Below are 24507 nucleotides of genomic sequence, written 5' to 3'. Positions count from 1 at the left end.
AGAACACATAATGATCCCATTATTCCATGATTTTAAAGATAAGGAAGTTGTTATTATTGGAGGAGGCTCAGTTGCACTTCGGAAAGCTAAGCGGTTCGTACAGGAAGCATCGGTAACGGTGGTTGCCGAGTCTTTTGCAGAAGGATTTGATGAGGTTCCGTGTACATGCATCACGAAGAGAGTAACTGAATTAAATATTCACGAAATTATTACTGATGCATATCTTGTTATTGCTGCGACAGATAGCGAGGAGGTTAACGAAAACATTGTTACTGCAGCAAATCAACGAGATATACTTGTAAATCGAGTAGACCAACCAAACGATATAGTTGTTCCGAGCCATATCGATGGTGACCACGTATCAGTTGCAATCGCAACGGGAGGAGCGAGTCCGGCGACAACAAAGCATTTGCGACTGGAGTTGACGCCAGTAATAGAGGAGGCTGATGCTATGGCAGAAATTCAGATGGAGTTACGGGAGGCACTAAAGAAAGAAATCTCAGATCAGCAGCAGCGAAAACAGCTCCTGTGGAAGGTGATGGATTCTGAACGAGTCTGGGAGCAACTTCCGAATAACCAAGACAAAGGGCTCGAAATCGCACGAGAGATCATCGACATAAAATGAGCTGTTTTGAAGTTACAGCGGTAGCAAAGCGAATGGTTATCGGCTTTGGCCGGGGATGGAACGTTGGGCCGATGGCCCGGCCCGCTGCTCACGGTGCTGGACGCCCGTGAGTGCCACTCCCTCCAGAGAGGGCGACACCGAACAGATACTCAATACGCCGCACACTCATTTGAGGGCCGAAGGTGCATCAGTGAACCCGCAAGTTCACAGCTGAGAGAATCAGCTGGCTGGATCCCCTACAGAAGAGTCCCACGACTTCAGCCAGAGGAGGATTCAAGGCTTGAGAGACTTGACCTCTCCCTCTGGAGGATATGAATGAGGTCCCTCCTACATATATCCGAGATCGCGAAGCCGTTCCATGAGGTCTTCTTTGTCCTGCGCTCGACCAGCACGTTCAGTTGTAGATTCAAGATCCTGTAACCATGCCGGGTGAGTTGATGTTTTGTCTGTTGATATCTCACTCCCGAGTGATCGAAATCCTTCGAAGTATTTTGGAGAGATCGGTAAATCTTCTTTAGAAACTCCATCTGGAAGGTCAGCACTCGACTCAGGAGTGTATCCCTCTTCCGGGTACTCATCGACAACATCAGGGACAACATAGTGCCAAAAGGTATCCCAGACATCCCGTTCGGTAAATTGCAGGATCGGATGGACCCGGTCATGAGGAGGATACGTGTCAGGATCATGACGAGGGGAGAAAAATGTCTCACTTGCACGTGCTTCTTGTTCATCCCATCGAACTCCACTAATGACACTGTCAAAGTTGTATTCTTCGAGCGTATCATTAAGCGCAACAGTCTTCAATAGGTGGTTACCGACATAGGTGTCAAGAAGGAAAGGAAACGTCTCCTCCTCGTACTCGAGGATATTACGAATATGATGCTGGTTGTGTTCATCTAAAGCATCAACAGGAATTTCATCACCTGGTTCAAGGTCATGAGTATTGACGTATTCACCAACATTTTCATTGCGAGCGTATATGAGATCTACCCCCCATCGCTCAGCCCATGTTTCTACGAATGAGTGTATTTCATCAAAGTGCTGGAAGTGATCAATAAAAACTGCTGGAGGGGCATCCAAGTCATATCGTTCAACAACTTCAGCGATGAAATACAATGTCAATGTGGAATCTTTGCCACCAGTCCACATGACAGCTGGTCGTTGGTACTGAGTCAGTCCTTCATAAACAACATCAATTGCTTTCTCGATTTTGTTCTGGAGCCCGGGAATGTCATCTGGGCTCGTATCTGTGCCATCGTCATAATCGACGGAAACATATTCAGGAAATTGTCGAGACATGTGTTATTCTATCGAGATGAATTAGTTTGGAGCACAATACGACACGGCTATAGATCAGTCACACAGTGAGGAAGTATGAAGGCAGGGCAACTCATGAATCGTTGTTTCTTTTTTCGCTCATTTTCTCCCAGATTTCTGCACATCCTGCTCCATCCTGAACATCTTCTAAGTGTTCTTCATTTGTGTCATCGTCTGTCATGATGTTTAATCACAGGATGATCATGTTTATACAGATACATGAACCTATCGTAATTAATATAGGAAAAAATTGCTTGTATTTACATCGAAATCTGCTGTTCAGTCTGTTTACACACAAATAATATTCATGGGACTAAGGCATTATTACCGAATATTGATAATATTTTAACCATTACATTTAGTCATTTAGGCAGAGATTATTGCTGGTATCACGGAGTTAAAGCAGGTGTTGCATGCGACATAAATAGTTGGTTGATACAGTGTAAAGAGGAAGAATATGAGAGACACATCAGAGTTGAATTCCATCTGGCAGGTGATGTTATGATTAGTGGTTTTGTAGATATTGATTGGCTTGCAGAGCATCAAGAAGACGCGGTAATTATTGATGTTCGCGACACAGGTCCGTTTCGGCGAATTGGTCACATACCAACTGCGGTAAACATCCCATACGAAGAGGTCAGAAATCCTTCAGGATCACTAGCCGGACACTTACCGGACAAGGACACGTTTGAGACAATATTCAGTGAATCGGGAATTAGTCCTGACGATACGGTCGTCGCGTATGATGACGCACCGGGGGTATATGCTGCTCGAGTACTGTTAACTGCACAAGCATTCGGACACGACGGAGAGTTATATGTCTTAGATGGAGGGTTTGAGGCTTGGAGCGAAAAATACGATCTTGAGTCAGGCGAGCAGACAGCAGCAAGGAGTGATTATACCGCATCAGAACCTGGAGATCCAATTGTTGACCGGAATGCTGTCGAAAACGCAGTTGATGATGACGATCAGATACTTGTAGACACACGGTCACGCGCCGAATACGAATCAGCTTCAATCCCAGGAGCAGTGCAGGTAAGCTGGGAAGACTTTATCCAAGATGGACAATTATGTGAGAGATCAGAGATTTTTTCTCTGTTAGCTGACAGAGGCATAACAAAAGATAAAAAGATTACCCTGTATTGTAACACAGCCCGACGATTGAGTCATACATATAGTGTGTTAGCTGAGCTTGGATACACAGATATATCAGTATATGAGGGGAGTCTGACCGACTGGATTCGAGAACAGGATCGGGGGTGGAGTCCACTGGGACTTAAAGAGGAGGTACAGTCTCACCGTAGCTTTACCGGTTTTGTTGATGACCTAGGAGAAGATGCAATTGGGCGGTTGAAATTAGTTGGGATGTATCATCAGAAGCATCGGGGATACTTCATGTTCAGGACAAAAGTTCCGGGGGGAAAGCTGACCGCCGAACAGGCCAAGGTAATTGGTGAGGTCGCAGATAAGTATGCCCGGGCACCAGAAGAACACGGAGGTAAAGCCCAAAATCCAGAATTTGGTGACGGCTATCTTGATATCACAACACGTCAGGGTATTCAGATGCACTGGGTCCAGATGAAAGACGTGCCGGAGATCTGGGACCGGTATGACGATGTGGGACTAACAACACTACAATCGGGTGGAAACTCGGTTCGAAATGTTGTCACTTGTCCGGTGTCAGGACTCACATCAGAGGAGTCTGTTGACGTCCACCCAACCGCGACGGATATTTCAGATTACTTCCTTGGAGATGAGCGATATGCAAATTTGCCGCGAAAGCTCAAGGTCTCAATTACAGGATGTCATGAGAATTGTGCTAGAGGACAGATACACGATCTTACGTTCCTTCCTGCGGAGAAAGGTGCTAAGTTTGGTTTCAATGTACATATCGGAGGGCGATTATCTGATGGACCGATGAAAGCACGAAACCTTGATTTGTTCGTTCAGGAAGAACAGATCCGGGATGTCGTTGAGGCAACGGCAGATATGTTTATTGACCATGGAAGTTATCTTGACACGGCTGTCAACCGGCTCGGGGTTCTGGTTGACGAATGGGGAATCGACGAAGTACGAAGTGAAATTGTAGCAAGATGTGACTTTGAAATAAATTCATCTGGTGACGGATTAACAGAGCAATATCGGGGTGATCACGTTGGTATTCACGAGCAAGAGGATGGAAATCAGTATATTGGACTAAACGTGCCCGTCGGCAGAATGTCTGGCACTGACCTTACTGAGATTGCAGATATCGCTGCGAAATACGGAAATGGAGAAATTCGGTTATCACCGGCACAAAATCTGATAATTCCAGGCGTAGAACCAGAGAAGGTTGATGAAGTTCGCCAAGAGCCAGTGATCAAAAAGTATAGCCCAGATCCAGGACCATTTGAACGAGGGGTAATTGCTTGTACAGGAAAAGAATATTGTACATATGGAATAATTAACACAAAAAATAGGGCGGCAAGATGGGCTCGTGAGCTTGATGAGTGGTATGAAGAAGAATATGAAGGAGAAGTAAACCTAGACGCTGTTCGAGCGCACTTGAGTGGGTGTTCAGCGTCATGTGCACACCCGCAACTTGCTGACTTTGGAATGCGAGGAGAAGAAATCCCAACGGTCAATGGGTCCAAGCCAGCCGTCGACTTGGGATTGGGAGGTGATCTCGGCCGCAATCAGTTTGTAGACTGGGTCGCTGGAAGTGTACCAACAGCAGATGTTCCAGAGATAATCAAGCGAATGCTCACCGAATATGGGAAAGTGAGTACTGGCCAATCATTTTCAGAGTGGGTTGAAGAAACCTCATATCAGCAACTGCAGCAATTAGTGTCCGGAGACGATCAACCGGCCCCTACAATGGGAAAAACGAAAGGAGGTAATTAAGAGATGTCACAAAAGAATTCACATAACACCACGACAGACACGGACCGACAGCCACGAATCCCAACGATCGGAGATGATCCACGAGATGCAAAAGAGATAGCCGATCCACGCGGAAAAATTTGGTTTCGCGACCTCGATGAAGCAGTAATTGAGGCAGACCGATGTATTCAGTGTGGAACCTGTGAAGCGGCCTGTCCTTCCGGTTCGATTGGTGTTGACGAACTTGATGGACGACCAACACTGGTCAAAATGTGCACAGGATGTTCGCTTTGTTGGGACTTTTGCCCACGGAGTGGAATGCGATATGAACGGGCAAATGATATCATCCAAGATCGTTCAGGTGGTAGAGCTCAAGTGACATATGCTGCAAGAGCAGCAAATGAGATATTACAAACCCGTGGCCAGAATGGGGGTGCAGTTACAGGATTACTAGCAAGACTACTTGAGACGGGAGTAATAGACGGAGCAGTCGTTGCCCAAGAAGACCCGGATAAGCCATTGAAAGGGCAGTCTCGGTTAGTAACAACAAAAGAAGAGCTAGCAGAGACAGCTGGAAGCGTATTTACACAAATGATGCAGTTAGGTCGGGTCGAGGAGTTAGTTGCTAAGTCCGATCTTACTGACCCCGACATAGCACTGGTTGGAACACCCTGTGTTATCACGGGAGCAAGATCGTTACAAGAATTTGGGCGTGATTCACATCTACAGCATATCACGTTAACAATCGCATTAATGTGTACACAGAGCTTTGAATACGAACACCTCCGGTCAACACTAATTGACGCCGGTGTACGTCCATCAGAAGTTTCATCTCTATCGCTGGTGGGAGATGGACTGCGGATTCAAACAAAATCCAGTGAGACAATTACGATAGAGGTGTCGGGTAATGACGCTCCGACAATGCCTGGATGTGATGAGTGTGCAGACTTTGTCGGAAAAGCCGCGGATATCAGTGCTGGAACAATCGGAAGCCAGAGCGGTCACTCAACATTGATTGCGCGAAGTGATGTCGGAGGGGAAATACTCCGTGACTGTAAAAAACACTTAGAATTAACAGAGATTGACACTGAGACAGCAGTAAACCATCTTGAGTCATGGAACAAGAAACAGGCAGAAAGTGCTCTGAGCCGGGATTTTGATCCTGAAGGAGAGTTATTCATTGACTACGAAGAACACCGGGCAGCATATGATGATACCGAGCGAGAACCACAACCACATAATCCAGCACGATGTTATCAGTATGAGCGGTGGTGCTGATCGGTTATAAGCATTCAGAGCTGAGTCCATCCTGTTCAAAATTTGAAATTTTAGCTTCCGAGACAAAAAATGGGTTTTAAGAGTGAACCCGGATAGCAATTACTGTGAACTGCTCGGGGTCAAGCTCTGAGTCGCTCTGCCTGCTTTCTCTGTAGAAAAGTTTTATCTCCTCCAACGACTGAAGTTGGATGCATTCGCTTTACTACCGCTGGAAACAAAAGAGAATGCCCGGGGAGGGGTTCGAACCCTCGATCTCCGCATGTCCCAGGTACGAGGCTCGGCGGGCCTCGAAGTGAGAGACATGGACTGAAATGCCGCACCGAAGCTCGAAACCCTATGAGTGCGGCGCTATGTCCAGCTAAGCCACCCGGGCTCAGTATATACTTGGTTGGCGGGATTTTTTAATACTTCTCATCTCTATTCGTCACGCCCAGTGACTTTTCGAATACAGGAGGAGCCGAACGGTCCCAGTTTACCAGCATCTAGCTTGACAAAGTGTCCAGTTGAAATATCAGTTCCACAGCGTCGGCACGTAAACTTGCCTTCTTTCTGAACAACATCCTGCGTGAAATCAATGGGTATAGTACTGTGTGATTGAATCGTTGCATCTTTTCGTTCGATAATGCCGCGAGATTCCGCCTCTCGAAGAATATTGCGCGTAAGGGTCGGATCAGTTGTAATTGTCTCAATGCGATCTATTGCATCAGCTATTGAAAGTTCATTTTCATCAATAGCTGCTAGCAATTCCACTCCAAGTTCAACTGGGTCTCCATCCATGTCTAATCACAGGTATTTATGGGTCAACAATTGTGACTGCTGTGTCCAGGCCAGTTGAATTTGTCTCTGCCTGTTCGGAAAAAGCTTCATGCACCCATTCATAAGTATCCTCAAGTGCTTCAACAATAACTTTGGTGTCAGAGATTACCGGCATAAAGTTAGCATCACCTGTCCATCGCGGAACTACGTGGGTATGTAGATGGTCATCAATGGATCCACCAGCGGCTTTTCCTCCTAAGTTGACTCCTACATTAAACCCTGCTGGATTAACAGCAGTGTCTAGTGCTTCGATTGTTCGGGCTTTCATTCGAGCATGATCGAGTAATTCTACATCTGATAGCTCATCAAAGGTGGCCACGTGGGAATGAGGGATTACCATAAGATGCCCAGGGTTGTATGGGTAGTTGTTTAACAGAACAAATGTATGCTCACTACGTGCCACAATCAAATTGTCCCGATCATCATTCTGCTTAGGAAGTTCACAGAAAACACATCCATTAATTTCTTCATTTTCACTTCCTTGTTTGACCCATTTAATTCGCCACGGGGCAAAGATTTGATCCATACAGTGGACTATGCAATTGAGGATACAAATGTTACTCTCTAAGAGGATACACATCAGACAGGAGTTGACTCAAGTGACGGTTAGAAAGGAACGAAACGCATTTGACTGTTTCCCCGATATCTGAGATATGGCTGTGGACCTTGACGCTGAGCAGTATGAAAAACATCGAGAGGCAGGCGAGATTCTCACACAGGTGCGTTCGGAAACCGTAGACAGGATTGAGGTGGGAGCAAGCCATCTTGAAATTGCAGAATTTGCTGAAAACCGAATACGGGAACTCGGTGGTGAAGTTGCATTTCCACTAAACATCAGTATCGATGAGGAAGCGGCCCATCGGACACCAGCAGCAGACGAAAGAACAACATTTGGTGAAGATCTTGTAAACATAGATATTGGTGTACATATTGACGGCTGGATCGCTGACTCAGCAATTACTGTTGATTTGACCGGAGAGCATAGCGATCTTGTCAAGGCAAGTGAAGATGCATTAGACGCAGCAATTGAGACGATTGAGGATGGTGTGGATACTGGAACTGTTGGGGCAGCAATTGAACAAGCAATCGATGCCCGAGGATACAACCCAGTTGTCAATCTAACAGGCCATGGACTGGGTCGATATGATCAACATACTGAACCATCGATTCCGAACCGAGAGGTCTCACAGGGAGTAACGCTTGAGGCCGGGGATGTCGTTGCAGTTGAGCCGTTCGTAACTGACGGCACAGGAAAAGTAACAGAAGGAAGTAATGAAGAAATATTTATGCTTGAGCAAGAGGGGTCAGTTCGGAATCGCGATGCGAGACAAGCCCTTGAGCAGATTGCTGAAGAGTTTAAAACACTACCATTTGCTGCCCGATGGTTAGATGTTCGGCGACCAAAGATGGCACTGCGTCGGTTAAAAGCAAATGATATTGTTCATGGGTACCCTGTTCTTAAAGAGAAAGAAGGAAAATTTGTGAGCCAGAAAGAGCACACAGTAATCGTCACTGATGACGGTTGTGAAGTAGTAACACGATAGATATTTGAGGGATTAATATCTGTACCGAAGTTTCTCGGTTTATGTGGTCAATGACTATCAACCATCTTTAACCACAATTTGAACAGGGATGTAACTCTCACAGGCTACGCCTCCATCCTCAAGGGGCCGCCGAAGGCGGCGAGTAGGCGGGGATAATTCTACAGAGAAAGCAGGCAGAGTGCCTCGGGGCTTGACCCCGGAGCAGTTCACATTTCTAAGAGCAGATCGGCGCTATACTTTTGTAGTGATGTTTGTTGTCGAGATGAAAGCTCTAGTGATGTATCGTCCGAGACACGTGCTGTTAACCGAACACCACGAAGAGCATTATCTGAGAAAAGGTCAGCCATGGTGCGATAAACTTCACGACGTTGTTGATATATCTGTTCACCATGTAGATCAACAAACGGTTCTTGATTCTCCGTAAAAAGGGTATATCGATGTTGAGTCCAGTTTGTCCAAGCGTCTGTAAGATCACACGTTTTGATGTCAACAAAGCCGGCTTCGGAGCAGTACTCGACAAGTTCAGACTCAGTGAGTACATCTGATGCATCAATAGTCTGACGAAGAATATCTTGCTGTGTAGAAGATAAGCCGTTATTGGCAATAGCCTCAATGAGTATAGTTCCCTGCTGATGAAGTGCAGTTGTTAGTGACTCCAGTAAGGCCTGAGGATTGTCAATATGGATTAATACAAGCCACATAACAGCGTGATCGTACCTGTCTGTCGAAAACTCAATATTAGCGGCATCATCGTTGGTGAATGTAACATGATCATCAAGTCCAACACGGTCCGTAAGTTTACGTGACATTGCAACAAGGTCATCTTTCATCTCAACACCATGTACAGTACAGCCAGTTTTGTCGGCAAGGTAGCGAGCAGGACCGCCGATACCACTACCGATATCCAAAACACGACGATCAGAATTTAATCCAAGAACGTCAATCGCCTCATCACACGCCGCAGTGCCATAATAGTGATATTGGTCAAGATGACCGAGAGATGTAAGATCATCAACAGAGAGATCTCCGGTATCAAGGCCACGACTCTGCAGAGCGGATTTTACGCTTTTGATGCGCCATCCATACATTGAGTCGCTGTCAGAGGGATCATCGTTGCTGGAGCTCACAGCCAATTACACGGCCGGAATTAACCTAATTATTGGTGTCCCGGAGATTAGCGAGGGAAATTACTCGTTGACAGCCTCAATGTTGTCAACGACTGCTTCACCAAATTCACTTGTCGAGAGTTTTTCACCGCCCTCGATTTGTCGGTAGAGGTCAAAGGTAACCTGACCTTCTTCGATAGTTTTCTCCACTGCTTGATAAACGAGATCAGCAGCGTCATCCCAGCCCATATACTCAAGCATCAGCCGTCCAGAGAGAATAATTGCCGTGGGATTGACTTTATCTTGTCCGGCATATTTTGGTGCAGAACCATGTACTGGTTCGGCAATACAGCGATTATCTCCGAAGTTCGCACCCGGAGCAATGCCAAGGCCACCAATTTGTGCACCACTTGAATCGGAGAGATAATCTCCATTGAGGTTTGGCATTGCAAGAACGTCGTAATGTTCAGTATTGATAAGCAGTTGCTGGAGCATATTATCAGCAATCCGATCGTTAACAACAACCGCGTCTTCGGGAAGTTCACCGTCGCGTTCTTCCCAGAGAGTATCTTCGGTGATTACCTCATCACCATATTCTTCATTAGCAACTTCATAACCCCAGTCTCGGAAGGCCCCTTCAGTGTATTTCATAATATTGCCTTTATGAACGAGGGTCACAGTATCACGGTCTTTTTCAAGCGCATAGTCAATTGCTTCTCGAACTAATCGCTTAGACGCAAATTCAGACATTGGCTTAATGCCGATACCAATGTCGCCTTCATGGAGAATATCGTCGTAGCCCATCTCTTCTTCAATGAAGTCACGAACCTGTTCGGATCCTTCTGATCCAGGTTCCCATTCAATACCAGAGTAAACATCCTCAGTATTCTCCCGAAAGACAACCATGTCCATCTGTTCAGGACGCTTAACAGGAGAGGGCACACCATTAATATAGTATGTCGGACGCACGTTGGCGTACAAATCAAGAGACTGTCGGATGGCAACATTTAATGAACGGAATCCAGCCCCAACTGGGGTCGTGAGTGGGCCCTTTATTCCGATACGAAATTCACGAAACGCATCAAGGGTCTCATCCGGAAGGTTTGCATCGTAAATTTCTCGGGCAGACTCACCAGCATATACACGCATCCAGCGAATGTCACGACCAGTGGCCTCTGCAGCTTTGCCGATAACTGATTCTGCTACCGGTGCAACCTCTTTACCGATACCGTCTCCGTATAGGATGGGTACAATTGGATCTTCCGGAACCGATAGAGCACCATTTTCGACCTCTATTGGAGCCCCATCGGAAGGGACATCGATGTGATCGTAGCTCATAACATACACTCATAGAGACCAGCGTCAAAAACACTACCATCTTGGAAGAGATTTCTCTGCTAAGAGAAACAATTGACTGAGAATAAGACTAAAATAAACACTTAATAATTAAAGATAGATCAATTGTGTCTTTTCGCTCGGTATACAATTTGGAGCTATGCGGGTAATTGTACATGGGGGAGCCGGGTCGGAGCCGGAGAATCCCAAGTCGCGGCAAAAAGTTTTGGACGAAGCGGCACAGACCGGTGCTGCTGCTGAGAGTCCAATGACTGCTGTCGAGTCAGCTATTCGAATTCTTGAGGATAGTCCAATGTTTAACGCAGGTGTTGGAAGTTGTGTGCAAGCGGATGGAATACCCCGGACCGATGCTGGAATTATGACAAGTACATCGAAAGCTGGGGCAGCTTGTAACATGACAGGAGTAGCAGGTGCAATCCGAGTTGCAAGATACGTGCTTGAAAGCACACCACATGTGATGATTGCAGGGGATCACGCTGTTCGTCTAGCAGAACATGCTGGGATAGAGACGGCGGTAGATCTCTGGAGTGAAAAAACAACCCAACGATATCAACAAATGGAATACGATGGACGGTCGCTTGATGAACAACTCAAATATATACAGGACGAGTTTGGATCAACGTCACCATCAGCGGGATCTGACCATGACACTGTCGGGGCAGTTGCTGTCGATGTAGACGGAAAGATTGTTGCTGGAACGTCTACTGGCGGACGATGGGCAGCGTTAGCTGGACGAGTAGGGGATGTACCGCAGATTGGATCCGGGTTTTACTCAGCATCGGCTGGGGGGGCGAGTGCAACGGGCGCAGGAGAAGACATCGCCAAGACGACGCTTTCCAGAGAAGCGGTACGAAATCTCGAGGAAGGGATGACACCACGGGAAGCTGCAAAACAGGCGATTGGTAGATTTGAAAAAGACACCAAGTCATTTGCAGGGATAATTGTAGCAGACGAAACAGGAGAATGTGGGTTCGCGCACTGTGCAGACGCAATGCAGGTAGCAACTGCCAGCAGAAAATAGTATACTAAAGTATCGGAATATTATATATTTATAGAGAAAAACAGACTAGACGTATTGGGGCTTGAGCCCGCGAAGCAGTTCACTTTAGATCATCGTAAGAGCTGGGTTCAAAGCTCTCTGGATCATCAATTGCAGATGTGGCTTCATCAACTGACAGTTCGTCAAGTACGGTTTGAAGCTGGTCTTGATCAGGTATTGCGAAGATGTTGAGTCCAATGGCTTGCTCAGGAGTCTGTATCGTGGAGTCAAATAGGAAGAGGTAATCTTGTCGTTCTTCAAAATCACCGATTAGTGATCGCAAAGTCGTTGCACCGGGGCCGTTGACGACATCAGGCGGTACATGCTGGATTTTCCGATTAAGCGTGTTAGCCCATCCATCGATAAATCCACTGGTCATTATATTTCCGATTTCTTCAATCGCTGCTTGGTGTTGGTCAGTAAACTCGTTGCCCTCTGTTTCAATTGGAAGCAAGGCGTCGGCGATAACACGGGCAGATTCCATATCAAATAAAACGACGATATATCCACCTGGCGGAGCTTGGAGATTTGTTATTGCAATAATCCGTTCGTCGTCAGTGAGATACCCGTCAATGTCCTCAAATGGAACAAATGTAAATCGACTAATTTCAACGTCCGTCTCAATGTTAGTCATTTGCGTGACTTTTTCTGCGGCACGTCCAGCACCTGCTTTTGTCATCTCATTAAATACAGATAGTTTATCCATCGAGATAGGCAGACGATCCTGTGGAAATGTATCAGCAAGAAGTGATTGGAACGAGTCACGTTCTGGGAACAAGTAGATGTGGAAGTCAATAACCTCAGATTCAGTTGTAAGTTGACTTGTGAAAGTCATTGCAGTTTCCCGTTCATTCCAAAGCGGAACGTCTTCTGGCAGGATGCTTGGCCATTCACCAGCGACGTACTTTGGCGGGCTTAACGTGATTTTTGTTGAGAAGTGATCTGCCCAAGCATCAACAAAGCCTCCAATCATGATGTTTGCAACTTCACTGACTCCGCTTTTGTCCATATCAGAGCTGACATCACCCCAAGATTCAGGCATAATGGAGTCAAGAAGCAACATAGTGCTATCACGGTCAAAGACAAGTACAACCGTACCGGTGAGACTTCCACTCGTTTCAATTTCAACACCAACAAATTCTTCGCCGGTAAATTCCTCAGCCAAGTCAGGTAGCGGAACAAGGTCAACGCGCGTTACCTCGACATCAGTTTCAGTCCCAGTAAGTTGGATAAGGGAATTAGCAGCGGCTTGTGCACCATCGTGAGCAAGTTGATTGACTGTGCCGAGAGTCTGAATGTCAAGACGCATACTTAGACCGTGTCAGAGATTGCTTCGAGGACGTTAGGTTTCTGGAATGGTTTTGTAATATAGCCATCAGCACCAGCCTTGATCGCCTCTTTCATCATTTCTTCTTGCTCAACGGAGGTGCACATAATTATGTTAGACGCAGGGTCCAGATTTTTGATCTCTTCTGTTGCCTCAATTCCATCTTGAATTGGCATTGCAATGTCCATCATTACAATATCTGGATCATGTTCTTTGAATTTCTCAACTGCTTCAACTCCGTTTTCTGCTTCATCAAGGACATTATGCTTTTCTTCAAGAATTTCACGGAGGAGATTCCGCATGAAATCAGAATCGTCCACAATCAGGACATCAACCATACGAGACTGTTACATCGACTGATGAATAAATGCTTCTGCCTGCACAAGCGGTATAACGCGACTGTATCGGAGCTTGGCCCAAGGTACTTCACAGCGAAAAAGAGCGTCGGGCTGCGTGATTCAATTATCGATGAAGCCATCGTTTACGGCTTCTTTCACTCCACGAATCTAGTATCGTACCATCAAGCCGGGCAATATATTGTAGGCTCCGAGAGTGGTGATCCGTCGAAAGCGTTTCTGGCGCCGTATTTGCGTCAATAGATCCATCAACATCTGGATGACCATCGAGGAATGATCGAAGTTGATCAGCAGCTCGAGGTCCAATCCATCCGATACGTTCGTAGTACGTAAGAGCATTTTGTGCAGCCGCTGGACTACTCTCTTCGATTAAGAACTCAATCCATTCAAGCACAATCAGGTCCTCTGTATATCCAGCTGGAAGTTCATCAAGGTACGGCTTTTCTGCTTTGATGGTGGATTTTTGTGTGCTTTGGTTTTCAATCTGATCTGAAGGGGAAGCAGCCATTGAAGATGGTTGGTCTGATGTGTCCATCTCGGAGTCCAACTCCATCATTGCTTCACCGTCTGATGAAGTTGATTCAGTTAGTTGATGATCATCTGTTGGTTCAGAGTGTAAGTCAGACTCGTCAGTTTCATCAAGCTCTTCGAATTCCGGGTCATCAGACTCATATTCTTCTTTGAGATCGTCAAAGCTCTGTGCATCATCTGACTCGTTGCTGTCCATTGGATCTGCCGACTCGTCAAGAGCTTCAAACTCAACATCATCTTCAGGGGGATTCGAGTCATCAGATTCTATGTCAGAATCATCAACACCGTCTCCATCATCAAAGTCGCTCTCTTCAAAGTCATCAGCAAAGAATTCCTCTGCCTCAGCTTCCATTACGTCTTCATCTAGTTCTTCGGTCTCAGCATCGGTATCATCGTCGCCGAAGATACCAAGCGATTCATCATCGATTTCTGCGGATATACTGCCGCCCTGTTCGTCAACAAAGGGATTGACCCCCTTAGTGACCATCTTATAGATATCAAGCAATTTCCGAACATTTTCTTCGATTTCATCAACACTTTCACTTATCTGCTCGTTTTCAGTACGAACAGTCGATACAGTCGAGGAGAGGCTAGACAGTTCTTCCTCAAGTTGATCAACTCGAGCTTCCAGTTCAGATTCGCCCGCACCTTCCTCAAATTCTTGATCATCAAAGCCTTCGCCGTCAAACAAGTCATCATTAAGATCATCTTCTGTGTCATCAGGTGTCTCATCGAAGAGATCATCAGCGTCAGTTCCTTCGGTGTCAGATTCAGTGTCGCTGTTGAAAATGCCGTCAAGCACACCCAAGGCTACGAAAGACGGAATTGCAAGAAGGGGAGCCAGTTCCCAATTGTTGAGAACCACCTCAGCGGCAGCAAGTAGGAGGGCATCGTTGGGCACAGTACATGTAACTCCGCACGAGAAATACTTGAAGATTATGCCAATCTCATCGCTACGCCAGAACTGATTTGTAAATCGGCCGATTATTATCAGTCACGTAGATGTCCGAGTCTGTAATTGCTGACTTTCGTGCAGAAGCTATCTATGCCGATACATATCGGATGGATCCGGAGCCATGTCGGGTAATTCTGAGCCAGAAGCGACTAGTCGTCGTCTCGGACGAACAACGGCGGCAAATCCCGTTAGGTGACGTTTTTGAAGTTATTGTGAGTAAAATCCCACCAGATCTCTCTGAGTTTTTCAGTCAGACAGTATTGGTCGGTTATATCAGCAACCAAAACCGAAGGACAGTGCTGATAAAAGGTGATCATGAGCGAATCGATCAATTTGCAATGTTCCTGTACAAAGCAACATTACAGGGACGAACAGCAACAGTAAAACACCCGGCTCGCGTGGGAGGTCGGCTTACTGATGAACAGTATCGAGACGCTGAAATACAACTGTATGAGGATTCGGTTAGGTTCAGTGGACAAAATATAGACTTTACAATTAACCTATCTGCAATCGTCGATATCTCATATATTGACCGAGAAATCGAAGGAGATTCTCAGCCTGTCCTCTCTGTGCAGCATATGTCAGACAATCAATCAGTTACGACAGAAATATCACACACTTCGGTAAGAAAGCTAAATATCTTAGCTAGATATCTACGGCTACGCTATTTTCAGCTTGAAAATGAGCTTGAGCGGATTGATGTTGATAATCAAGAAACAGAAGTGCTGATAGCATTATATTCGGGTGGCAAACTTGATCAACTTCAAGAATTACTCGACATAAACGACCAACAAGTCGAAGAGTTGCTTGCTCAGATGGAAGAAAAAGGTCTACTTTCAGGCACAGATAATCCAAAGCTCACGTCATGGGGACAATTGATCGTTGCCGACAGAATTGACGATATTAACATTTAGGAGCACACAGGAGACGATAATGATCATTCTGACTCAATAGCACCAGAAGCGACCTTGCGGCCACGGGCCGTCAGCTTAACCTCACGTCGTTTGCGAATCTCCTCAAGCACACCCAACTCAATGAGACGTTCATATATCTCTTCCACTCTGTCAGCATCCATGTCAACAAACTCAGGTATTTCAAACGGGGAGACACCAGAATGTAAAGCCATGAGCACCTTCTGTTCTGAGTATTCTAAGTCTACGCCGATTTGACTTCGTTCATCCCCTTCCCGGAAGATAGAAGTAAGGAAAGAACACCTACGTTCGTCCCCAGATATATGGGTTTCAACAGAGGTACCATCTTGGTTTGTATGACTGACTTTGAGAACAGGTCGGGATTCATCTCGAACAGTTTGTTCTGTAGTGGAAAATTCAGAGATGTCGTCTAGATCAATTTCAATGAACGTTCCGTCCTTGAGAGCAATATTGACAGTATCTGGTTCTACTTTAAGATGGCCAACAACCCACTCAACACTCTGTACAACTCCCCCCTCAACAGCTGGGTGTTGTACGAGCATTTGCCGATGGTTGAGTAAAGCACTGTGTAGCGAAGTCTCTATATCAACTTCGTCGTCGGGGACATTGACTAACACAACCTGTTTACCCCGCTCACCGAACTTGATTGCTGTGTAATCAGAAACACGTGCAATAGTTTGGTTGACATCGTATCTACCGCCAATGTCAGAGATTGAGGAAAGTGGAATAGTACGCTTGCCTTCATTTGAGACAAGGACAATTCTCTGGGTAGAGATAAGGATTCTACCGGGAAGCCAAGCCGCCTGTTCGCGGCGACGGCCATTTTTGACCACCTGTAAAAATTTTCCCGAGGTGTCCAGCAGCTTCCGTTCCTCCCGGCTCATGCACTAGTAATTGTAATTAGATAGTGGGTAGATAAATGGATTGCGGGGAGATAGCACTGAAAAGAGGTAAGATGTTATCGGCGTTCTTCAAGTTCAGCACGTAAGTCGTCAAGCGTCATATCATGGTACGCTAATATAACAAGTAGATGGTAGACGATGTCGGCTGCTTCGTGCGCGATTTCATCTTCATCCTTGTCTTTGGCAGCAAGAATAAGCTCAGTTGTTTCTTCTCCCAGTTTTTCTAAAGCGGCGTTCTGGCCGCGATCATGTTCGAAAAGTGACGCTGTATATGAGTCCTCCGGAAGATTTTCCTTGCGATCCTCGATAATGGCGAATAGCTCGTCTATGACGTTATCAGACATAAATCAAACTGGGATAATAACGTGAATAACTGTTCCGAAACAGCAGGATCAGAGATTCTCGTCTTGAAGTTCAATATCAGCAACAATATCATATGGATGATTCTTGCTACGAATGCCTTCGAGCATAATGAACGCCTCTTTTGGTGAAAGGAAGTGTTCGGTAACAGCTCGGCCAAGTTTAGTAGTTTCCAGACCGTCGATAAAGTCATATTCAAGAAGTTTGCCAAGAGCGAATTTTGTCGGGATTTCACCCACCATCTGGTCATTGAGATACTTCGCTGCTGATCCGCCAACAGTGATATTAGCTAAGGTTTCTTCGATGGCAGCGTCATCGCTGTAAACCGGACGAACTGGATCCATCTCACCTTTGAGCAATTTGAATGCGACCTCATCCTCAGTCATGTCCATACTTGCGTGGTAGCGACAGTCCGGTTCAACAAGTACATAGACAGTTCCTTGATCATGGTAATCAGGACGGCCAGCTCGACCAAGCATTTGCTCAAACTCCTGAACAGATAACCATTCAATGCCCATGGCAAGCGTGTCAAAGATCACTTGCGAGGCTGGGAAGTCAACACCAGCCGCAAGGGCGGCAGTAGTGACAACAGCGGAAATATCTTGATCGGCAAACTGTTCTTCTACACGTTTCCGTCGCTTGTAATCAAGGCCAGCATGATACGGAGCAGAACTATATTCAAGCCGTCGGGAGATCTCATGGCAGCGTCGTCGGGAGTTTGTGAAAATAATCGTCTGCCCCCGATAGCCTTTTGATGACTCTGTATCAAATTCCCTTTTGACTAGTTTGTTCTCAATATCCACTTTTTCTGGACCGTCAGCAAAGGTAACATGGCGTTCAATTGGAACAGGGCGCTCCTCAAACTCAATCAGGTCAGCTTGGAGATCAGCAGCAAGCTCTTCAGGGTTACCGACAGTTGCTGAAAGATAAATCCACTGAGTGGAGTAATCATTAGAGTCATTATTCGTACAGTAGTATTTGAGTCGTGAGATTAGGCCATCAAGTCGATGGCCGCGTTCTTCCTCTTTAAGAGTGTGAACCTCATCAATAACGACTGTACCAATGTCACCAAGATCATGACCAACGCGAAGCGCGTGATCAATTCCTTCGTATGTTCCGACAATAACATCAGCGTCAGGGTCAAAGCTTACGCCGCCGTCCCGAATTCGACTTCCACCAACACGAAGTGTCACATCAACGATATCACCATAGTCTTCTTGGAAATCTTCGTATTTTTGATTTGCAAGCGCAACGAGAGGGACAAGAAAAAGCATTTTTCCCCCATTACGAAGGACATGATCAATACCGGCCAGCTCTCCGACCAGAGTTTTTCCAGTTGCTGTTGCACTAACAACCAGTTGGTCATTACCATCGAGGAGACCATTATTGACAGAGAGACTCTGAACAGGGAGCAATTCATCAAATCTGGTTGTAATAATATTAGATAGCTTCGGATGGAGGTCAAGATCAGGAACAGGAACTAGATCAATATCATCGACAGTTGCAGAAATCGTATCGAATTTTGTCAGTTCAGGATCGAGATGGCCTTTCAGTAGATCAGTAATACGATCAAGGTCTCGGACTTCAAAAAGCAGCTCTTCAAGACGGTCTCTTGCGTCGGCAGTAATTTCTCCTTGGTATGATAGTTCTCTATCAAGCTCTTTACGAGCGCATGAACGGCATATCTGGTCTTCACCAGATGTAATTGCAGTTTCTGAAGTGATTGGCGAATAACGACCAGCGTTAGAGCAGTATCGACATGTTCGGACAACTTTTGCATTGAGCTGGTACGCATCAAGAAGGTGTTTAATTTGCCGCCGCCCGCGCGCAGAGGTTTGTTCAGAAACGCGGATTCGATCAGCCATTCGCGCTATATCAACAAACTCCTGTGGATTACGCGGGGTTTCTTCAGACCCATCTTTAATTAAGAATTTTCCCGGGCGAGGTCCTGCGTTGGTCTCTTTTATTTCAAGGACTCCTCGGAAAAGACGAGTATCGTTGCGTCGGGGAACAACGGAGTATCCACGGTTTGTTTCGTGGAGAAAAAGCGTTTCAACATCAGGAACCTGCTTTGACACGACAATACATAAGAGGTTAGTCTACTTCAGTAATTCGACACGTTGTGTAGTTAGGTGCCTATTACCACACCAACGATGGCAGGATCACTCTTTTAGGAAAGTGCCTGTCCAAAGACCAAGTCATGGATGTGGTAGGAGAGAAAGTAAAGTAGTTTACTTCGATAACGAGGCAAACCCCCTCCGGATTCAGCCGAGAGAGGTTCAAGAATAGCATAGTCTGTATAATTCAACATGACCATATTAGCACTAAGACTATTCAGAGCGAGAGGAGTGGCCTGGATAATCACGTTCAAACCGATCTTCAATCTCTTTGGTTGGGACGCGTATAAGAGTCGGTCGCCCATGAGGACATTCGTAGGGGTTCTCACAACGATCAAGCTCGCTTAGTAGTGACCGAACAGATCCATCATGTAAAGAAGTATTAGCAGTGATAGCTGGAGAGCAGGCCATATCGGCAAGAATCTCGTCAACCATGGCCTGTAATGTCGCAGATTCATCAACCGCATCATCAAGGATAGCATCAAAGAGTTCACGGATAACATCAGGGGAAAGCGTATGATCCTGAATAGCCGGAACACTTCGAACTTGAATTGTTGTTCCATCTTGTTCCGTATGAAAACCAAGTTGAGCAAGAGCAGAAGAGACTGCATCGAAAATAGCAGCTTCATCGGGAGTCAAGGTGAGTTCAACTGGGGTAGCGAGAGACTGGGTTACGGTTTCATCCTTTGTTGCTTCACGCAATCGTTCGTAGTGAATACGTTCATCAGCAGCGTGCTGATCAATAAGGATGAGACCTTCTTGGTCCTCACAGACAATGTACGAATCATCGAATTGGCCAAGAACAGAAAGTGAAGGCAACCGAGAGAAGGTACTGTCAGTTACGTCATCTCCAGTGAGAGCTTGCTGAGTAGTTAAATCGAACCTGCTGGAAGACCCCGACGAATCAGTATCAGATAATGAATCAGACCCTTGGGAGGGCTCCTTATCTGAGGAGTGACTAGAGTCACTGGGTTCGGGTGAAGTTGTTGGGGTGTCCTGATTATTATCTTCACACTCGCTAGATGATGCTTCGATGTTCACTGAATGGGATGAGGATTGTTTCGGGTCCTCCGTAGAGGTTTGTTGATGAACTCGGGATTCTGGGGAAGAGAGATCAGATACCCCCTTTGTTTCCTCTGGAGATATATTTGATTCAGTTATATTTGCGGATGAAGTAAGGTCTGGATTGTCAGTAGCAATGCTGGTCTCATCAGGAGCAGAGGTTCCGCGGGGAGCAGAAGTTCGTATGTGCCCCTCAGAGAGAAGAGCGTCACGAACTACCCGCTTTACTGTGTCGCGTACTTCCGACTCATGCTCATATCGAACAGCTAATTTTCGAGGGTGGACATTGATGTCAACTTCATTAGAAGGGAGATCAACAAAGAGAATAGCAAAAGGGTAGCGGCTTGCAGCTAACTGTCCATTATATGCGTCAACAATTGCTGACTGAAGCGTATCGGATTCAACATAGCGGTCATTGATATATGTGGCAAGGTAGTCCCGAGTGGAACGTGTTGTCTCCGGATCGCTGACAAACCCATTGATATGGTTGATGGATCCAGAGGGGTCCGCACCAACTTCTATCATCGATTCGGCAACTTCGCGTCCGTATACAGACATAATTGCAGATTTGTGATCACCTTGTCCGGAGGTGGCAAAAACATCCGAGCCATCGTGACTAAGAGAAATCGCAACGTCGGGATTGGCAAGTGCATACCGACCAGTAACTCGTGAAATGTGAGAAAACTCGGTACGTTCTTTGGATAAATACTTACGACGGGCAGGTGTATTATAAAATAGATCACTCACTTCAACAGTAGTTCCAACAGGACGGCCAGCAGGTTCAACCGTGTTAATCTCTCCACCAGTATATTGAATACGAGTTCCGGTTTCTCCTTTTGCTTTAGTAGTTATCTCCATGCGGGACACAGCCCCGATTGTGTGTAATGCTTCGCCTCGAAATCCGAGTGTATCAACAGAATCAATCTCGTCAGCGGATTTAATCTTGCTCGTTGTGTGTTCTTTTACGGCGACTTTGGCCGCTGATTGGGTCATTCCGTGTCCATCATCACGAACAGCAATACGGTCGATTCCACCGTTGTCAACCTCAACATCTATCTGAGTCGCACCAGCATCAAGGCTATTTTCGATGAGTTCTTTGACAACTGACGCTGGACGTTCAACAACTTCTCCTGCTGCAATCTGGGCAACTGTTTGCTGATCAAGCTGGTGGATTTCGTCTGGGGATGACACGTTGAAGAGTTACTGAGTAAAAATAAAATACCTACCGGAAATCTCCAGTTGAAACGAAGGGGATGTTAAGAAATCTCAATCAAGCATTTCCTGCCATGATTGAATAATAGACATAAGTTCGACGGGCGACGTCTGAGCAATATCAAGATCAGATAATTCCGTAAGAACAGATTCAGCATCATCACCAAACTGTTCACTTAGTTGTCCGTTGTCTTCTGAGGAAGAGCCCTGTGTGCCCTTTAAGCTGCCAGTTTCAAGATCAAATACGACTTGTGTGGATGAGTCGGGGCTTCCTTTTGCTTGTATAGCTTTCTCATTTCGGAGGCGGTCAAGAACAGTTCGAGCGCGGCTAACAACGGGATCAGGAACGCCTGCTAGATCTGCGACGTGAATACCATATGAACGATTAGTTGGACCATCGCGGATTGTTCGCAGAAAAGTTACATCGCCGTTTGTCTCCTCTGCCGCTACATGGACGTTACTAACTCGGTCAAGGTGATCAGCAAGCGATGTTAACTCGTGATAATGAGTGGCAAAAAGAGTCTTTGCTTCGATTTGATTATGGAGGTATTCTGTGGTGCTCCATGCAATTGAAATACCATCATATGTTGCTGTCCCCCGTCCGACTTCATCAAGAATAATGAGTGAATCCTCGCTTGCTGAATGCAAGATATTTGATAGCTCCTGCATCTCGACCATGAATGTTGATCGTCCCTGTGCAAGCTCATCAAGCGCACCAACACGGGTATAAATACCATCGACAAGGCCAATACGAGCGTCATTTGCAGGAACAAAGCTACCAATCTGTGCAAGTAAAACAATAAGTGCTGTCTGACGCATGTAGGTAGACTTTCCGCTCATATTGGGGCCAGTAACAATCAAAAACTGGTTATCAGAATTAAGGCGAGTATCGTTTGGGACAAATTCAGTCGTTGTTTCTACTACAGGATGTCGCCCTTGGTCGATGTGAATCTCTTCGCCTGGAGGTTCAATCTCAGGCCTTGCCCACCGGTATTGGACAGCGTGGGTGGTGAGACTAGAGAGGGCATCAAGTCTTGCTAGTTTTTCTCCGATAGTCTGTAGAAGGTCAGCGTGATTTGCAATGGTCGTCTTAAGATTTTCAAACAATTCTCGTTCAATTTCTGATCGTTGTTCTTCAAGACGAAGAATTGATCGTTCACGCTCTTGTAGTTCTTCGGTGATAAATCGTTTGGAATTTTTAAGCGTTTTAATCTCATCAAAATGGTCTGGAGCTTCATCGGCTTCTGATTTTCCAATTTGAATATAATATCCGTCCGTCTTGTTTCGATCAACGGTTACATGAGTAAGTCCGTAGTTACGCTTGACCTGATCGTCGAGGTTCTCAATCCAGCGCTGGTGTGACTCGTATTCAGATAAGAGTGTATCGAGTTCTTCATGATAGCCACGGGCAATGATGCCACCATCAGAGATGGATTTGGGCGGATCATCAGTGAGTGCTGAGTCAAGCTTGTCATACAGGCTGTTAATCTGAGAGTCATCGATATCAATAAACAACGTAGAGACGGGTGACGTAGCTAATCTCTCAGTATCAGTAATAATCGAGATAATTGAAGGAAGCAGTGAAAGAGTCTCACGAATTCGAACGAGATCCGTAGGAGCTGCACTGCCGTGTGTCGCTTTACTCGATATCCGAGCTAGGTCATAACATGCGTCTAGCTCATCAGTTAACTGATCGCGGGCTAATGCAGCTTGGCTAAGAGCGGTGATGCTGTTCAGTCGACTATTCAACTCATCAACATTGCGAGTTGGGCGAACAAGCCACTCTCTGAGTTTACGACGGCCGGCACTGGTGACGGTGTGATCAATCGTATCAAGAAGTGACCCAGACTGGTCACCGCGGAGTGTCTCGGTAAGTTCAAGATTGCGCTGAGTTGTCGCGTCCAGAGCAACACTCTCTGAGTCACGAAGTCGCTGTAGTCGTGTAAAAGACGCAAGGACGCCAGGGCCAGTTTCATTGATATATTCAAGTGCAGCTCCAGCAGCCCTAACAGCTGGTGAAGACGCATCAACGTTCACACTTTCTAGTGCTCCGTCGCCAAAGTGGTTATGTACAGCGTGTGTGGCTGATCCAGAAGCGAATGCGGCAGTTTCATAGATATTAATGGTCGTATCTAATTCTTCACGAAACTTAGAAATCATTACATCATCGTTGCGGATTTCTGGACCTGGGAGAACCTCAACAGGAGAGAATCGGTAAAGTTCAGAGAGTAACTCAGAGCGATCGTCCTCAACGTGTGAGATGAAAAATTTCCCGGTTGTAACATCTGCAAGAGCAACGCCGTACTGTTCTTCTTCAACGACAGTTGCAAGATAGCGAGCAGAAGCATCAGTTGATTCGATAAGTGTACCCGGAGAAACAATACGAGAGATTTCACGGGTATGACCATCATCCGTTTCGTGCTGATCAGCGACAGCAACACGGTATCCACGCTCTACAAGTGCGGTAAGATGAGGTGTGAGATCGTCCACAGGAACACCAGCCATGAGATACGATTCACCACCAGACGATCGATGAGAAGTTTTTAAATCAAGTTCCTCACCAACAATTTCGGCATCGTCAGCAAAAAACTCATAGAAATCCCCCATCTGCATGGCCAATAAATCTGCATCAGCTTCTTCGCGTAGTTCGAAGTATTCACCAACAATACCGTCTGTCTGTGTCATATTAAACCTAAACAGGAGATAACGACTAAAATACCACGGACTATCTCTGGACAGGTACTCCGCTGCGATTAACAAAGTCAGAAGCGCTGTATGGCAGAGCCGCAGCTGCCTAAGCAGTCAGAGGT

The 24507-nt window shown here is 46.0% G+C and carries 19 protein-coding genes and 1 tRNA gene; 6 read left to right on the top strand and 14 right to left on the bottom strand.

The features are described from left to right. Positions 1–10 precede the first annotated feature (10 nt). Entirely contained in the window at positions 11–625 is a 615-nt protein-coding gene (locus K0C01_RS05415; RefSeq protein WP_221171007.1) for a precorrin-2 dehydrogenase/sirohydrochlorin ferrochelatase family protein, read from the top strand. A gap of 327 nt (positions 626–952) precedes the next feature. Here the strand turns inward: K0C01_RS05415 and K0C01_RS05410 are convergent, their stop codons facing one another. Then, positions 953–1924 carry a phosphoadenosine phosphosulfate reductase family protein gene (locus K0C01_RS05410; protein ID WP_221171006.1) on the bottom strand — a complete coding sequence of 324 codons (972 nt, stop codon included), beginning with the start codon at positions 1922–1924 and terminating at the stop codon, positions 953–955. 519 nt (positions 1925–2443) lie between these two features. Between K0C01_RS05410 and K0C01_RS05405 the strand changes: the two genes are divergently transcribed. Then, positions 2444–4825: a ferredoxin-like domain-containing protein gene (locus tag K0C01_RS05405; RefSeq protein ID WP_221171005.1), complete on the top strand. Its 2382-nt coding sequence runs from the start codon at positions 2444–2446 to the stop codon at positions 4823–4825. Between the two features lie 3 nt (positions 4826–4828). Beyond that, on the top strand, positions 4829–6082 hold the full coding sequence (locus tag K0C01_RS05400; protein WP_221171004.1) for a Coenzyme F420 hydrogenase/dehydrogenase, beta subunit C-terminal domain: 1254 nt from the start codon (positions 4829–4831) through the stop codon (positions 6080–6082). A gap of 225 nt (positions 6083–6307) precedes the next feature. On the opposite strand, the gene K0C01_RS05395 is transcribed toward K0C01_RS05400, so the two are convergent. From K0C01_RS05395 to K0C01_RS05385, 3 genes are all read right to left on the bottom strand, one after another. Continuing rightward, positions 6308–6455, bottom strand: a tRNA-Met gene (locus K0C01_RS05395). Between the two features lie 44 nt (positions 6456–6499). Beyond that, on the bottom strand, positions 6500–6859 hold the full coding sequence (locus tag K0C01_RS05390; protein ID WP_221171003.1) for a DUF5830 family protein: 360 nt from the start codon (positions 6857–6859) through the stop codon (positions 6500–6502). A 16-nt stretch (positions 6860–6875) separates the two neighbouring features. Beyond that, a complete protein-coding gene (locus K0C01_RS05385; RefSeq protein ID WP_221171002.1) occupies positions 6876–7424 on the bottom strand; it encodes an HIT family protein in 549 nt (182 codons plus the stop codon). Positions 7425–7551: 127 nt separating this feature from the next. Here K0C01_RS05385 and map point away from each other — a divergent pair, with 127 nt between their 5' ends. Then, the gene (gene map / locus K0C01_RS05380; RefSeq protein WP_221171001.1) at positions 7552–8442 is read left to right on the top strand and encodes a type II methionyl aminopeptidase; all 891 of its coding nucleotides are present in this window, start codon (positions 7552–7554) and stop codon (positions 8440–8442) included. 206 nt (positions 8443–8648) lie between these two features. Here the strand turns inward: map and K0C01_RS05375 are convergent, their stop codons facing one another. After that, positions 8649–9569 carry a class I SAM-dependent methyltransferase gene (locus K0C01_RS05375; RefSeq protein WP_221171000.1) on the bottom strand — a complete coding sequence of 307 codons (921 nt, stop codon included), beginning with the start codon at positions 9567–9569 and terminating at the stop codon, positions 8649–8651. Between the two features lie 60 nt (positions 9570–9629). Next, positions 9630–10886 carry an isocitrate dehydrogenase (NADP(+)) gene (gene icd, locus K0C01_RS05370; RefSeq protein ID WP_221170999.1) on the bottom strand — a complete coding sequence of 419 codons (1257 nt, stop codon included), beginning with the start codon at positions 10884–10886 and terminating at the stop codon, positions 9630–9632. A gap of 157 nt (positions 10887–11043) precedes the next feature. Here icd and K0C01_RS05365 point away from each other — a divergent pair, with 157 nt between their 5' ends. Further along, a complete protein-coding gene (locus K0C01_RS05365; protein ID WP_221170998.1) occupies positions 11044–11925 on the top strand; it encodes an isoaspartyl peptidase/L-asparaginase in 882 nt (293 codons plus the stop codon). A 79-nt stretch (positions 11926–12004) separates the two neighbouring features. On the opposite strand, the gene K0C01_RS05360 is transcribed toward K0C01_RS05365, so the two are convergent. From K0C01_RS05360 to K0C01_RS05350, 3 genes are all read right to left on the bottom strand, one after another. Continuing rightward, positions 12005–13252: a chemotaxis protein CheC gene (locus K0C01_RS05360; protein WP_221170997.1), complete on the bottom strand. Its 1248-nt coding sequence runs from the start codon at positions 13250–13252 to the stop codon at positions 12005–12007. A 2-nt stretch (positions 13253–13254) separates the two neighbouring features. After that, the gene (cheY, locus tag K0C01_RS05355) at positions 13255–13608 is read right to left on the bottom strand and encodes a chemotaxis protein CheY (RefSeq protein WP_221170996.1); all 354 of its coding nucleotides are present in this window, start codon (positions 13606–13608) and stop codon (positions 13255–13257) included. Positions 13609–13732: 124 nt separating this feature from the next. After that, positions 13733–15058 carry a FlaD/FlaE family flagellar protein gene (locus K0C01_RS05350; RefSeq protein WP_221170994.1) on the bottom strand — a complete coding sequence of 442 codons (1326 nt, stop codon included), beginning with the start codon at positions 15056–15058 and terminating at the stop codon, positions 13733–13735. A 101-nt stretch (positions 15059–15159) separates the two neighbouring features. Between K0C01_RS05350 and K0C01_RS05345 the strand changes: the two genes are divergently transcribed. Continuing rightward, positions 15160–16026, top strand: coding sequence for a CheF family chemotaxis protein (locus tag K0C01_RS05345; RefSeq protein ID WP_221170993.1), 867 nt, complete (start codon positions 15160–15162; stop codon positions 16024–16026). A 23-nt stretch (positions 16027–16049) separates the two neighbouring features. Here the strand turns inward: K0C01_RS05345 and K0C01_RS05340 are convergent, their stop codons facing one another. The 5 genes from K0C01_RS05340 to mutS all read right to left on the bottom strand — a co-directional run bounded on the left by K0C01_RS05340 (position 16050) and on the right by mutS (position 24382). After that, positions 16050–16928 carry a CheF family chemotaxis protein gene (locus tag K0C01_RS05340; protein WP_221170992.1) on the bottom strand — a complete coding sequence of 293 codons (879 nt, stop codon included), beginning with the start codon at positions 16926–16928 and terminating at the stop codon, positions 16050–16052. A gap of 74 nt (positions 16929–17002) precedes the next feature. Then, positions 17003–17290 (bottom strand): phosphoribosyl-ATP diphosphatase, encoded by a 288-nt coding sequence (hisE, locus tag K0C01_RS05335; RefSeq protein ID WP_221170991.1) that lies wholly within the window; start codon positions 17288–17290, stop codon positions 17003–17005. 48 nt (positions 17291–17338) lie between these two features. Continuing rightward, positions 17339–19384, bottom strand: a complete 2046-nt coding sequence (locus tag K0C01_RS05330) for a DEAD/DEAH box helicase (protein ID WP_221170990.1) — start codon at positions 19382–19384, stop codon at positions 17339–17341. A 252-nt stretch (positions 19385–19636) separates the two neighbouring features. Then, positions 19637–21676, bottom strand: coding sequence for a DNA mismatch repair endonuclease MutL (gene mutL / locus K0C01_RS05325; RefSeq protein WP_221170989.1), 2040 nt, complete (start codon positions 21674–21676; stop codon positions 19637–19639). Between the two features lie 75 nt (positions 21677–21751). Next, positions 21752–24382, bottom strand: a complete 2631-nt coding sequence (gene mutS / locus K0C01_RS05320; protein WP_221170988.1) for a DNA mismatch repair protein MutS — start codon at positions 24380–24382, stop codon at positions 21752–21754. Positions 24383–24507 lie beyond the last annotated feature (125 nt).

This window comes from Salinarchaeum sp. IM2453 (assembly GCF_019693215.1).
Classification (GTDB): domain Archaea; phylum Halobacteriota; class Halobacteria; order Halobacteriales; family Salinarchaeaceae; genus IM2453.
The sequence above is the reverse complement of the archived record's forward strand: the minus strand, read 5'-3'. Positions and strand labels throughout refer to the sequence as shown.

Excerpts from the sequence above, each read along its gene's own strand:
- K0C01_RS05415 (WP_221171007.1), top strand. The coding sequence starts at position 11 with ATGATCCCATTATTCCATGATTTTAAAGATAAGGAAGTTGTTATTATT.
- K0C01_RS05410 (WP_221171006.1), bottom strand. The coding sequence starts at position 1,924 with ATGTCTCGACAATTTCCTGAATATGTTTCCGTCGATTATGACGATGGC.
- K0C01_RS05405 (WP_221171005.1), top strand. The coding sequence starts at position 2,444 with ATGATTAGTGGTTTTGTAGATATTGATTGGCTTGCAGAGCATCAAGAA.
- K0C01_RS05400 (WP_221171004.1), top strand. The coding sequence starts at position 4,829 with ATGTCACAAAAGAATTCACATAACACCACGACAGACACGGACCGACAG.
- K0C01_RS05390 (WP_221171003.1), bottom strand. The coding sequence starts at position 6,859 with ATGGATGGAGACCCAGTTGAACTTGGAGTGGAATTGCTAGCAGCTATT.
- K0C01_RS05385 (WP_221171002.1), bottom strand. The coding sequence starts at position 7,424 with ATGGATCAAATCTTTGCCCCGTGGCGAATTAAATGGGTCAAACAAGGA.
- map (WP_221171001.1), top strand. The coding sequence starts at position 7,552 with ATGGCTGTGGACCTTGACGCTGAGCAGTATGAAAAACATCGAGAGGCA.
- icd (WP_221170999.1), bottom strand. The coding sequence starts at position 10,886 with ATGAGCTACGATCACATCGATGTCCCTTCCGATGGGGCTCCAATAGAG.
- K0C01_RS05365 (WP_221170998.1), top strand. The coding sequence starts at position 11,044 with ATGCGGGTAATTGTACATGGGGGAGCCGGGTCGGAGCCGGAGAATCCC.
- K0C01_RS05360 (WP_221170997.1), bottom strand. The coding sequence starts at position 13,252 with ATGCGTCTTGACATTCAGACTCTCGGCACAGTCAATCAACTTGCTCAC.
- cheY (WP_221170996.1), bottom strand. The coding sequence starts at position 13,608 with ATGGTTGATGTCCTGATTGTGGACGATTCTGATTTCATGCGGAATCTC.
- K0C01_RS05345 (WP_221170993.1), top strand. The coding sequence starts at position 15,160 with ATGTCCGAGTCTGTAATTGCTGACTTTCGTGCAGAAGCTATCTATGCC.
- K0C01_RS05340 (WP_221170992.1), bottom strand. The coding sequence starts at position 16,928 with ATGAGCCGGGAGGAACGGAAGCTGCTGGACACCTCGGGAAAATTTTTA.
- hisE (WP_221170991.1), bottom strand. The coding sequence starts at position 17,290 with ATGTCTGATAACGTCATAGACGAGCTATTCGCCATTATCGAGGATCGC.
- mutS (WP_221170988.1), bottom strand. The coding sequence starts at position 24,382 with ATGACACAGACAGACGGTATTGTTGGTGAATACTTCGAACTACGCGAA.